The organism is Chloracidobacterium sp. D (assembly GCF_018304685.1).
Lineage (GTDB): Bacteria > Acidobacteriota > Blastocatellia > Chloracidobacteriales > Chloracidobacteriaceae > Chloracidobacterium > Chloracidobacterium thermophilum.
Map to the genome: position 1 here is coordinate 639,720 of NZ_CP072635.1, position 12,429 is coordinate 652,148.

General features: G+C 62.6%; 10 protein-coding genes and 2 pseudogenes. 1 reads left to right on the plus strand and 11 read right to left on the minus strand.

The genetic code is table 11. The annotated features are described in order from the left end of the window. Positions 1–56 precede the first annotated feature (56 nt). From J8C01_RS13835 to J8C01_RS13880, 11 genes and pseudogenes are all read right to left on the minus strand, one after another. Positions 57–593 (minus strand): annotated as a pseudogene (locus tag J8C01_RS13835) (phospholipase D-like domain-containing protein); the annotation flags it as partial. A 12-nt stretch (positions 594–605) separates the two neighbouring features. Next, entirely contained in the window at positions 606–3,572 is a 2,967-nt protein-coding gene (locus tag J8C01_RS13840) for an anti-phage-associated DUF1156 domain-containing protein (RefSeq protein ID WP_211432811.1), read from the minus strand. A gap of 2 nt (positions 3,573–3,574) precedes the next feature. Further along, positions 3,575–3,982: a PIN domain-containing protein gene (locus tag J8C01_RS13845; protein ID WP_211432812.1), complete on the minus strand. Its 408-nt coding sequence runs from the start codon at positions 3,980–3,982 to the stop codon at positions 3,575–3,577. Positions 3,983–4,297: 315 nt separating this feature from the next. Further along, positions 4,298–5,333, minus strand: a pseudogene (locus J8C01_RS13850) (macro domain-containing protein); the annotation flags it as partial. Between the two features lie 90 nt (positions 5,334–5,423). Next, entirely contained in the window at positions 5,424–6,017 is a 594-nt protein-coding gene (locus J8C01_RS13855) for a type II toxin-antitoxin system toxin DNA ADP-ribosyl transferase DarT (RefSeq protein ID WP_249355501.1), read from the minus strand. Further along, positions 6,014–6,325, minus strand: a complete 312-nt coding sequence (locus tag J8C01_RS13860) for a DUF3780 domain-containing protein (RefSeq protein WP_014100942.1) — start codon at positions 6,323–6,325, stop codon at positions 6,014–6,016. The genes J8C01_RS13855 and J8C01_RS13860 overlap by 4 nt, the downstream gene beginning before the upstream one ends. 19 nt (positions 6,326–6,344) lie before the next feature. Continuing rightward, on the minus strand, positions 6,345–6,629 hold the full coding sequence (locus J8C01_RS15450) for a hypothetical protein (protein ID WP_014100941.1): 285 nt from the start codon (positions 6,627–6,629) through the stop codon (positions 6,345–6,347). Positions 6,630–6,752: 123 nt separating this feature from the next. Continuing rightward, positions 6,753–7,802: a DUF4097 family beta strand repeat-containing protein gene (locus tag J8C01_RS13865; protein ID WP_211432813.1), complete on the minus strand. Its 1,050-nt coding sequence runs from the start codon at positions 7,800–7,802 to the stop codon at positions 6,753–6,755. 88 nt (positions 7,803–7,890) lie between these two features. Continuing rightward, positions 7,891–8,739, minus strand: a complete 849-nt coding sequence (locus J8C01_RS13870; protein ID WP_211432814.1) for an anti-sigma factor family protein — start codon at positions 8,737–8,739, stop codon at positions 7,891–7,893. Then, a complete protein-coding gene (locus tag J8C01_RS13875; RefSeq protein WP_211432815.1) occupies positions 8,739–9,308 on the minus strand; it encodes an RNA polymerase sigma factor in 570 nt (189 codons plus the stop codon). Before J8C01_RS13875 ends, J8C01_RS13870 begins: the two co-directional genes overlap by 1 nt. A 370-nt stretch (positions 9,309–9,678) precedes the next feature. Beyond that, on the minus strand, positions 9,679–11,178 hold the full coding sequence (locus tag J8C01_RS13880; protein ID WP_211432816.1) for a hypothetical protein: 1,500 nt from the start codon (positions 11,176–11,178) through the stop codon (positions 9,679–9,681). Between the two features lie 201 nt (positions 11,179–11,379). Between J8C01_RS13880 and selD the strand changes: the two genes are divergently transcribed. Then, a complete protein-coding gene (gene selD / locus J8C01_RS13885) occupies positions 11,380–12,429 on the plus strand; it encodes a selenide, water dikinase SelD (RefSeq protein WP_211432817.1) in 1,050 nt (349 codons plus the stop codon).

The window sequence follows — 12,429 nt, forward strand, 5'->3', positions numbered from 1 at the left end:
TTTTGGGAAATCGGGGCGGTTTTTCTGCCCCGCCGGGTAGTGTGCTGCGGTTTGCCGGCCGCCTGCCAGAGGAATTCAAACTCCGCTTCAATCCAGGCCACGCCCTCCGGCGATTCATCCTCCCACAGGATTTCATAGTGCCGCTGCCAGCCGCTGCGGGTCTCGTTCATCGAACCGATGAAGCCCAGCTTGCGGCCATCAGCCAGAGTGATGACGCCGGCCTTGCCGTGCACAAAACCGCAAAGGTCATCCGGGGCCACGCGGACAGACTGCCCGTGTCTTTGCAGAAAGGCATCCAGACGGCGGTACCGCTCCCGGTGCAGCAGCGTTTCGGCCTCCAGCGCGCGCTCGTTCCAGCGGCCCAGCATCCGGCTTTCCCGAAGCTGCGCCACTTTCAGATCGTCCGGGTGAATGTCCACGTTGCAGACAATCCGTACGTCGGGAATGTCCTCCAGAACTTCGCCGGCCACCTCAAACAACGAACTCGTGAAATAGCCCGCAATGCGCATGTAACTGCGTGCGCCCCGCAGATGCGGCAGCAGAAAACTGACATCAAGCCGCTGGGTACGCGAAGAAAAACGGCGGATGGTCATCGCCTCCAAACCTCACTCGCCAAAGCGCAGATTCTTCAGCCGCGCGGCCAGGACCTCGGCCGCCTCGCGTACGGGCTGCTCCGGTGACTTGCGCGCCAGAAATGCCAACACCTCCGCCAGCAGCAGGCGTACGTCCAGAAAATCATCCATCTCCCGCTTGAACTGCTCCACAACAACCCGCGCCTCAGTCTCCCGAAGCATCTGCTGCAAACCCAGAATGAGCCGCCCCAGCCGGCTGCGCCCCAGTTCCGTCGCCTCGGTCAAATCACGTCCGGCAAATTCACTGACGCGCTTCACACGCGCCTGATTCGGGCGCATATCGCCCATCACCTGACTGTAGTCCCCCACGTGAAAGGCCTTGGCGAAGTTCTGGTAGTTGTAGAGCTTGCGCGCGCCAGCCGCTTCCATCTCCAGCATGCGGCAGTAGAACCGCTCGATGCCGGTGAGACGGCCCCAGGTGTCCGGCGACAGACCTTCCGGCACCAGAAGGTTCGAGGCGGTCTCCGCCGCCTGTTGCACCATGTCATCCACAACCGTCACTTCCCGCCGGGTGCGCGGGCGCAGGGCAAAGGCCGTCACCTCCTCGCCGCCAATGTGCGTGCATGCCGTCAGCACCTTCAGCGCCGCCGCATAGCCCGCCATCTGCAGGTCGGCGTCATTCCACACCGGCGCGCCATGCTGCGCCGCCACCCGTTCGTTCAGGTGCAGCATGGTTTCCATCTGCCGCTGCACTTCCTGCCGTACCTCGGGCAGAAGCCGCTGCCTGAACCCTTGCCGCTCGCCGGGGGCGCGCTTCCTGAGCATCAGGATGACCGTCCCCTGTACGTAGCCGCCCTGCTTGAGTTCGGAAGTGGTCTCCGTGGCGATGTACCACGCGGCCGCCACCTGCAGTCCCGCCGCCCAGAAAATCGCGATGAGATCGCTCCACACGCCGGTGTCCTGGTGCGTGAACATGACGCACTGCACGCCGTTGTCCGGCATGTGCGCGGCCATGGCCCGGTAGGCGGCCACCATGCCGCGCCGGAACTCCGCGCCGGAACCCTTGATGGCGAGCGCCCGGCGCGAGTCCCAGACCCACGCATCGAAGGGAACGGGCGGATTCTTCCTCAGCCAGGCAATGAAGAATTCGGTGATCTCGTGGTAGTTGACGGCGTCGGCGTAGGGTGGGTCGGCGATCCAGAATTCGCAGTGCTGTTGAGGATGATTGGCTGGGACAGAGACGATCTCGCGCTTTACATCCGGCATCGTCACCCTACTTAACTCGAAGAAATCTGGTGTGAATCGAACAAAGCCTCGCACGGCGTAGTTGTAAAAAACGTTGAGTGCCTGGTTGTAGAAAACGTGCTTAGGGCCACCTTCGCCTTGGGTCGGCAACCACTGACAAAGCTTGGCGTAGAAATTCAGCATCTTGGCTATGTTGATCCAGCCTACATTAGCCACTTGTGAGGTTCGCCATTCTTGGATCGTCAGCGCCATTGATAACAACTGCCGTGCGTTGAACAAATGATGCCAATACGTCCAGCCGCGCGTACGGATCGGTTCATCGGTCTTGTCACCCGGCTCAATAGGCATGTCGGGCACGAGTCCGTCGGCCTGCCAGCGCGCAAGGTTCTCAGCCACGATGGCTTCCACGCGGCGCTCGCGCTCCAGATCAGCCTCGGTCGGCGCGGCAAAGAAGGTTTCCTGCCGGGCAGCGGGCGGATGGCCCTCCGCCTGTCCGCCCCGCCTGATCCACTGGATGCAGTAGAGCCGCTCCTGGAAGATGTCGTCCGGCCGGGGCTTGAAATCGGTTTTCTCCCAGCGGCGCAGGCGGTTGGCAGTTGATCCGTCGGGCAGCCGGTAGTCGCCGCGCAGGGTCTTGATCGGCGTGCGGTAGGTTTTGCCATCAAGCTGATAGACCATCTCGCCATCCTGCACCGTGCCGCGCCCGGCGGCCTTGAGTTCCCTTTCGCTCACACCGCTGACAATCCCGATGTCAAAGCGTTTGCCGGCGTGATCGGGTCTGAGGCGGGCGATGACACGGCGCGTTCTGGAAATGACCCACGAGGGCGCAAGCGGCACCAGCCAGCCGGTTTCCGGGCAGCGCGTTTCCAGGCAGTAGAGATAGGCCTTGGCGCGGTTGCCCTGCTCATCGTGCTCGATGCCCAGCCGGGTAATCTCGGCATCCACTGCGGCGGCCACTTCGCGTTGCGCCTGCTCAATTTCGGCCCGGCGTTCTGGACTGGCGCCGATGATGTTGAGCGCCCCCCAGGTGAGCATGCATGCCACCGGGTTCAGGTCGCTGGCATAGACATCACAGCCCAGCCGCGCCGCCTCGAACGGAATGGAGCCGCCGCCGCAGAAGGTGTCGCCGACACGCGGGCGATGGCCGTAGCGCAGGATGCCCAGTTGCTCGATGAGTTCCGGGAACGAATGCGCCTCGATGCCAAGGTGCGCGTAGTGGCGGTTGACGACGGGCCAGGCCGGGGCGTAGAGCCAGTCGGGATTGACTTCTTCGGGGCGCTTGCCGAGGCTGGCTTTGGCTTCGTAGCTCCCAAGGGTGGCCAGCGCCCGGCGGTAGAGGGTGAGTTTGTCGTCATCCGTGAGGTCCCGTCGCCAGCCGCGTCCGCTGAAGTAGCGTTCCGGGTCGCGGATGGTCAGCATTTCCTGGAGTCTGGCGGCGGAGAAGGCGTTGGCGGCGAGCGCCCGGCGGGCCAGCCCTTCGTCATCGAAGGCCAGCAACCGCTCGAACACATTGAGGTCGGCTTCGGTGTCGTCCGTAGGGGGCAGAAGGCAGCCCAGCACGATGGCGCGCACAAGGATCAGGGGCTTTCTGCCCTTCCAGTAGGAGCCGAGACATGTCAAGGTCTGCGCCGCAACGGCCTTGCGTTCCGCCTGTGCCTCGAAGGAAACCTTCTGCGCCGGGAAGACGGTTTCAATCAGCGCTGGGGCGCCCCTGAGCACCAGCGGGGTGAGGGTTGTCTTCACTTGGGAGTCCATGTTCAAGCATCCCGGATTGAACGCATGCAGATACCAGTCACCCGGAACATGGGCTTGGTTGGTTTCCCGGCGCTCATGAATTCATCCACCTCTGCGGCTATGGCATGGGCAATGTGGACAGCCTCCATGGCAGCGATGCCGTAGGCTTCGGCAATGTTTTGCGCCTGCTCCAGGGCTGAAACATTCCAGGCAATGTTTTCAGCCCGGCTGAACACGGCTTCGTAAAAAGCGGCTTCCTGCGGCTGCCGGTGATAGTGGGCCATAGGCAATGCCTCCAGGCGCACCGCGTCACTGACAACCAGCGTGCGTTCCGGGTCATCCAGCACGCTCAGTGCCCGTTGCCCTGTTTCGCCCTGCCCCGTGAAGGCTGCCATCAGCACGGAAGTGTCAATGTAGGTTCGCTTAGGCATGGCTTATGCCACCTCGCTTGTGCCACCTCGCCGGGCGCAGATTTCAGCGCCCACCTCATCGGCAGAGAGTAGCTGTCCACCCTGGGCAATATAGGCTTGACGCAGCTCAATGAGCTTCCTGCCCAGTTCGGTTCGCGGCTGATAGCTGGTCAAACAGTCCAAATGCGCCCATGCCGCGTCCTCCCCGGGACGCAGCCAGTCTTGCGCCAGGCTTTTTTCATCTGGTGTCAAGGCAGTGGTCGGCGACGCGGCTTCCCTTGGGACTTCCTTCCCATTCCCGATATGGGGGCCGACATGAGGCTGGCATCCGGCCTCAATCCACCGTTGTTCCTGAAGGCGGTGTATCGCAAGCTCAATTTGCTGCCGCGAAAACTGGGGGCCCTTACGTGGATTCCAGGCGTGGACGCGCGCAACCACATCGTCGGGATGATGCGCACCCTCGTGCGTCATGACCCAGTGCACCGTCGAGAGCAACCCAAGCCCATCAGACGACTCAAACCCTTCAATGAGACGGCTGACACGCTCAAGGCGCGCCCGGCTTTCGGGGATGGCGGTCGAGGAAGGCTGTGGCTTCCTCAATCGCGCCGGGAACCAGCCTCAGCGGCTTGTTCGCTCTGTCGCCACCGTCGGCATAACCGGCAATCAGATAGCCTTCAACAGCACGCAGGACGTGGTGCAGATTTTCGGCATAGGGGCCGTAATGATGCCTGACATAGTTCAGGCGCAGCGGTTCGCCGGCCGCCTGCATGAAGTACATCAGCCTGTGTGCTTCCAGCAGGGTGATGAAAGAATCGGGCAAGCCATCAAGATACCGCTGCATCAGCCTGACCATCGCCGCGCGGCCAGTGGTCATGGTTGGCACTTCGCGCGCATGGGGCATTCTGTCGGTAGTCGGTGCACCGTCTGGTTCAAAGATGAGCACATGCACATCCGTCAGGGAAGCCAATGCCTGCTCGATGCGGGGGCGGACATCATTTCAGTCCAGGCCACCCAGGCCGCATCCCAGCGGCGGAATGGCGATGGAGCGGATGTTCCTGTCGCGGATGACCTTGACCAGATCGCCAAGGCCCGCCTCAATGTCCTCAATACGGCTCTTGCTGCGCCAGTGGCGCTTCGTGGGAAAGTTGATGATGAAGCGCGGCGGCGTGAGCTGCCCCGTCTCAAAGACGAACATGCGGCCCGGCTGCACGGCTTCGCGCTTGCATGCAGCTTCGTAAGCCTTGAAGTTCTCAGGAAAGGCCTGCCTGAAGTGCAGGGCGATTCCCCGTCCCATCACGCCGACACAGTTGACCGTGTTGACCAGCGCCTCTGCCTCACACTTGAGGAGGTCGCCCGAAGTGAACTCTATCACAGCAGCCTTCCTTTCGTTGCCCTTGCTGTCAGTAGTACCAGTCACGGCGGACCTCAACCCGCGGCCAATGGCCCCTTGGCGACACCCTGTTCAGGACTTCCAGGACTTGCTGACGGATCGTGTGTCAAACACACCGATGCGATCCATCAGGCGCCAGGGGAAGTTGTACTCCATCAGAAACTCAGCCTGTTTCTCTTCCTTGCACCGCCGCCAATCCCGGGCTTGAACGGCCGCCCAGTTAATCTCATCAAGGTGCGCCAGGTCACAGCGTTCCTCAAAGTTGGTCGAACCGGCGTTCGAGAGCGTGAACACCCACCTCCGCCCGCACTTGTGCGCCCAGGCGACGGCAACACGCAGCTTGGCCTCGAAATGCAGGATTGGTTCCTGCCCGCCGTCATAATCCAGTTCCGGATGCTCACCTCGATAAATCACATACAGCATTACGGAGCGCGGGCAGAAGTAGAACGGCACACAGTCCCCCACACACAGGTCAGGGTAACTATCCAGCGCCAGCATCAATCGCCGCTGCTTGATGCTGCTCATGCCAATGTTCGTACCTGCAAGCCCACGGCATATCACTTCTGCATCGCACCAGAGGTACTTGTCGGCAACGATGGATGCCAGACGATCAATGTGGGCGATGTGGTAAATCCTGGGTTCTTCCGGTACGCGGACGCTGGTCATAGGGGGTCATCGCCAAACAGGTTCAGCCGGGGCTGGCTGTCTTCATGCAAACGCTGGCTGCGGTGGGCACGGATTTCCAGCATCTCGCTCTGGACGACATCCCCCAGCGCATGCTCCAGCGCAGCGCGCCAGCCCCTGCCGGCATCCAGCACTCCCCCCGTGCCCATGGCGGTCATGCCAAACAACCACCAGCGTTCTTCAGGCCGCAGCGCCACCCGGTTACGTACGGCCACGGGAATCCGGTCAAGGTTCATCCGCTCCACAGCCCAGGCGAGGACACACAGTTCCTCGCCAAGCAGGCGATCCACGGGATTTTTTCTCCAACCTTCACCAGCAGGCGGCAGGCTTGCGGACCAATCTTGAAGGGACCGTCGTAGCGCCGCCGTCTCTGGGATTGGAGCCGTCCAGAGTGAAGTACAGCTCAGCCCGTGGTGTGGCTTCGAGGCGAACCAGCCGCACATCTCCGGCGGGTTCAACCTGGTGGCGGATTTTCAGGTCGGCGAGCCACCGTACGGGCGGCGCACTTTCGTGCTGGCCGGTTGTGTCCCTGACCCAGGAGTAGAAGGTTCCTTCCGTGGTGATGAAGTTGTCGGGGTCGCTGACCGGCTGCATCCCGGCGACATCCCCGCTGGTTGATCAGTATCTGTCGCAGTGATACACCACATCCAATGCTGAAGCCCACAACTTTGGTGCCGGCCACGCAAGGAAAGTCTGCGCCAGCAAAGCTGCCAGCCGTCAGGGCCGACGGCAGGGCGGCTCAGACTCGGTGTCCGCCCGTACCAGCGAGACCGTCCCGCTGAAGGTACTCAAAAGAACCTTGGCAGCACCATCCCCGTGTCGCCAGACAACGAAACGGCCGTGACGCGGTGGCGGTGGCGGCGCCCCGGGTCCCGGCAGCGGTTCCGTATCCGGGCCTGACCCACTGGCATCCGCACCGCCCACCGGAAAATCCGACTTCAACGTTCCACTGAAGCTCTTGAACCGCGTCTCAAAACCACAGGTTTCGGGCACAGCCAGCTTGATGTCACCCGAAAACGCATTGATGGTACACCGCCTGACCGGCGTCAGCGCCCCGACAAAAAACACATTCCCGCTTGTCGTCTCGACAGCCACTTCATTTTCCAGTCGGCTCAGCCTGACCTCCCCACTGACCGTCATCACATCAACCCGACCCCGGCTGCACCGGATGCTGGCATTGCCACTGACAAGCTGGGCCGTCAGATCGCCCCCAATGTCGGACGCTTCCAGCTTCCCGCTGACGGCACTCACCGCCACACGGCCCATCACCGCCTGCACCTGCGCATCGCCGCTCACGGTACGGAGCTGGACCGTCCCCACTTCAGTCAAACGGACCCGTCCGCTCGTCGTCGCCACGTTGACCGGACCGGGCACCTGTTCAACCAGGACCCCGCCGCTGACCGTCGCCACATTGGCGGCCGCCACTGCGCGGACGGTCACGTTGGCGCTGCGCGTCCTGACCTCCTGCAGCGAGGCTTCCCGTGGGACAGTGATACGTAGCCGATGTGGCATCATCGGCGGATCGACCGAAATACCGTACGCTCCATCAGCAAGCTGTTTGACCTTGACCATGGACGGATTGCCATCCGTCGTGACCGTCAAAACCGCCTCATCACCGCCGGTAACGGTAACTTCCCCTACCTGACACAGAACCTTGACCCGACCGTTGCGCTCGATGGGCTGCCGGATTTCCTGCGCCAACACCGAAAGACTGCCGAGCAGCCAGCCCAGCGCCAGAACGCGCGCCATCAACACAACCGATTTCATAGCAACTTTCCCCCGCATGCGTCGTTTCCTTACCCCCACGGGCCAACCTGTTTCGGAGCCAACCCGTTCCGTTTCCGAAAGGACAGGTTCAGGAACCTTCCCCTTCGGTCATGACAATGATTTCACTCAGCACTTCCGCCTTCCTGCGATAGGCCGTCACCAGAAAATGCAGGGCGGCTGGATCGGTCGGCGACTGGCGGACAACCTCCCGGGTCTGCGCAATCTGGGCATCCAGTCCGGCCAGAGTCCGGTCCATGGCCGTCCGTGTCGCCGGATCGAGTCTCATGCGCCGTAACCGGGCCTGGGACTGAAGGCCCTCGATGACCACGAGATAGGTTTGTTCCGCCTGGGCGAGAACCTGCTCCGCCTCGGAGGGCGGGCGCTCGCGTATGGGTGGCGGGCTGGCCATTCCCGTACGCCGCCGGGGTGGCTCAATGATGACAGTATCCGCCGGCGCCAGCGTTTCCGAAACCGACGGTGAAGGGCTTGCGGGCGGCGAGATGCGTGGCAAGCCGCCGGTATCCGACCGGCTGGGCGGAGTCGGCTCCTGAGCCAGAAGCGGCTCCGGCGTGGCGGACGGACGCAGCCAGAGCCAAAGGCCAATAGCCAGCGCCAGAAGGCAACCCAGCGCTGGCCCCAGCCGCCACCAGCCAGACCATTCCGGCCGGAACCAGTCTGTGCGCCCCCCACTTGACCGACGCTGTTCACGCTCGTCCACCGCCGCCATGCCGGCAGCAATGCGCGGCCACAACCCCTCCGGGAGCGAAGCCCCGGCGGCTACGTCGCGGTACAGCCGGTTTTCCCATTCGCGGGCGCGGTACTCCGCCTGACAGCTCGGACACTGGCGCAGGTGCGCGGCCAGCAGGCTGGCGTCCGGCGCGTCGAGTTCACCATCCAGATAGGCATCGAGTTGTTCGAGGCAACGTTCACAATCCATCAGTTACCTCCATGTCCTGCCAACAGGTACGGTCGGACGTGGCGGCGCATTTCCAACCGCGCGCGATGCAGGTCCGTCTTGACCTTGCCGACCGAAAAGCCTGTGATCGCGGCAATGTCCTCATAGCTGTACTGCTCGAACGTTCGCAGGACGAACACCATGCGCTTGTCGGATTCAAGCTTTGCCAGCGCCGCCCGTACGACGAAGCGCAGTTCGGCATCGAGAAGCTGCGCATCGGGGGTTGTGCCATCCGTCGGTTCCGGTTGGCGCTCGCCGTCAAAGATGTCATCCAACGAATCCCAGCGGGCATATTCACGGACATGCTCACGCGACACATTGCGTGCAATCCCAAACAACCACGCCGCCACACGGGCGCGATCCCGCAGGGTGGCGCGCTGCTCATAGGCCCGCACGAAAGTCTCCTGGGTCAGCTCCTCGGCCAGTTCCCGCCGGCCGACCAGCGCACACAGAAAGTTGAATACCGAACGGGCATACCGGTCGAACCAGTGACGAAAGGCTTCCGCATCCGGGAGCGGTGGTGATTCAGTCGGTAGGGACGCATCGTCCATGACAGGTGCGGTGACTCCCAAAACGATTTGACTCCGACGGCATACGCTGTGCTCCTGGCGAAAGTTGCTCCGTCATGGAGCATGTGCCAAATGCGCCGAAAAAGTTTCACACGTTATGGAGGTTTTCGCGGCTGTGTCCTGACGCGCGTCCCCAAGCTTTGGCCCGGGGTCCGGGCGACGGGATGTTGCCCAAACGAAGCACCAAACAAAACGGGACGCACCCGATAAGGGCACGTCCCGCAGGTTTTGGATTTGGGCGCACTCAGCGCCCGGTGTCGCGCTGATCAATGGCTGCCGCGTTCATAGCTTCATAGCTGCTACCCGGTGCTTCACGCAGACAGGCTTCAGGTCAGGCAACCCGCCGGGGGCACTAATCCGTTACGGTCAAGGTAATCGTTACGCCGTCATCATTGACAGTAACCTGATCAAAGATACTGTCTGAACCACCCTGCCCATTGGGTCGCCTGACATCCATGATTCTTACTTCAAGCAAATAGTCTCCAGCCGTATTGGCCGAACCAATGGTGAACCTTGCGTTGGTATTGTTTCGTTCCAGCAACTCAATGGCGATTTCTTGTCCTGGCGGTGGCGGATGGGCAAAAGTGATTCCTGAACTTGGACCTTCCAGGATAGTGATTCCCAAGACCGCAAAATCCCTACGCCGGATACCACTCCCTGAGACGCTGACGGTCACATCAAGATGGGTGGAGTCAAGGCTAACCCTGATGGGATTCCTGGTAAGCCTTGGATTCCGAACAATGACCCGCGTTCTAGCTTGAGTGATGACATTCCCTCTTCCCAGATACAGCTCATCCGACCGCCTCGTGCGAAACGGACCGTACCCCGAAGCTACCAGGCAGTACCAATTCTCCCAACCCCCACCGATCAACTGCGCCCGCTGAAAGTTCCAGGGGTCAAGGTAACAACCACAGCACCCACAGAACGGATCATAAATCCCCAGCCGTAGGCGGTACTCTCCACACGCCCCGTAGGTCAGTCCCTCCTGCCCCACCATCTGCACGATGACCGACACCGTCCCATCCCCGTCGGTGTCCTCGGCACTCTGACTCGCCAGCGGGTTGCCATCCCCGTCGCGGAGGCTGCACGTCACCCGCCCCACATACCAGTCCTGCGCCGTGTAATCGAGTTCGACCGTAGCCACCCCCGTCACAAGTCCCGTCTCAGGGTCATAACTGATGAGGGTCACTCCAGTAGCCACAGCTTCCGTTGGCGTCTGCGGCACCGGATTGCCTGTTCCAGACTGCCCCTCCCCACCACGCGCCAGCGCGCGGCTGGTGCGCATCCCCGCCCGAACCCGTGCCAGAACCCGCCGGTCAAACTCCTCCCACGCCCGCGGCCCAAAGGCTTCCTGCAACCGGTCACGGTAACGCAGCACCACCGCCTCCCGCTCCCGCTGCAACGCCAACAACTCCGCCGACGGCGGCAGCGGCGGCTGCCCCGCCCCCAGCTTCCCCTCAGGATAGTTCGCCCGCCGCGCCGCAAGGATTGCCCGCGCCCGTGCGTCCACCGCCCGCACCGCCGCCTCACACTCCGCCGCCAACCGGTCAAGGATCACACCCTGCTTCGCCTCCAGTTCCGCTTCCTGTTTGAACGCACGCCGCAACGCCTGCGCCGCCTCCGTCCGCCCAGCCCGCTCCGCTTCCTCCGCCTCCTCGTTGAGCAGAAACACCGTGTGAAACAGCGTGCGGTAAAGCTGTGGCTCAGGGACAAAACCGGATGCCTTCCGGTCAGACCGACGCTCCACCTGCGCGTTGGTGCTGAAGCCGGGCGGCACCACAAGCATCAGCACCAGACCAACCAAGACAAACATCCCGGAAATACACCGGTGTTTTCCGGTCGCCTTCAACATCAGGTTTACCTCCCTGCAGAAAGTGTGATTGCCTTTTCGTCACCGGGGACACGCACTTCCCAACCGGTGTCGTGACTCCCAAGAACCTGCTATCGCCGTCGGCTGATGTTGCACTTTGGGAAGAATCTGCTTCAGGTTAATCACCACCTTTGGCAGCATCAACAGGACTTCCGGTTTTTCCAGTCTTTTTGCCAATCCGTTATGACTTCAACTATCCGCCTGACGAAACTGGCCAAGCGGGCCGGTTGTGCCGCCAAGCAACCACCGGGCTACCTGTTTTCCCTGCTGGGACAGCTTCCACCGCTCCGCGATCCGCAGGTGCTGGTGGGCAGCGCCACGGCCGACGACGCCGCCGTGTACCGGCTGACCGACGAGCTGGCGCTCGTGCTGACAACGGACTTTTTCACGCCCATCGTGGACGACCCAACCGACTTTGGAGCCATTGCCGCCGCCAATGCGCTCAGCGACGTGTATGCCATGGGCGGCACGCCACGGGTGGCGCTCAACCTGGTCGGTTTTCCCGATGACCGGCTGCCACCGGAGGTTCTCGGCGACATCCTGCGCGGCGCGGCCGCCGTGGCGGAAGCGGCCGGGGTCAGTATCGTCGGCGGCCACACGATCAAAAGCGAAGAACCCATCTACGGGCTGGCCGTAGTCGGTACAGTTGCGCCCGACCGGATGCTGACCAACGCCGCCGGACGACCGGGCGACTGGCTGGTACTGACCAAACCCATCGGGGTGGGCGTCATCACCACGGCCGCCAAAAACGACGTGGACACGCTGGGCGCCATCGGTGAAGCCATCCAACTGATGCGGACCCTCAACCGTGCGGCCGCCGAAGCCGCCTGCGCTGTCGGCGTCCGGGCAGCGACGGATGTCACCGGTTTTGGCCTTCTGGGCCACCTGCGCAATCTGGCTTATGCCAGTGGTTGCGCGGCAGAAGTTGACCTGACGGACGTTCCCATCCTGGCGGCGGCGCGACACTATGCGGCGGAGGGCTTCGTTCCCGGCGGCACGCATGCCAACCGGCGTTTCCTGCAGGACTGGACGACCTACGCGCCGGAAGTGACCGAAACCGACCAACTGCTGCTGTGCGACGCGCAGACTTCGGGCGGTCTGCTGCTGGCCGTTGCGCCGGAAACAGTAGAAGACCTCGTCAGAGAGCTGAAGCGCCGCCAGACGCCATGCGCCGCCCGGATCGGCCGCCTGGCAGCCGGGACGCCAGGGCGGCTGACCGTCCACCGCTCATAA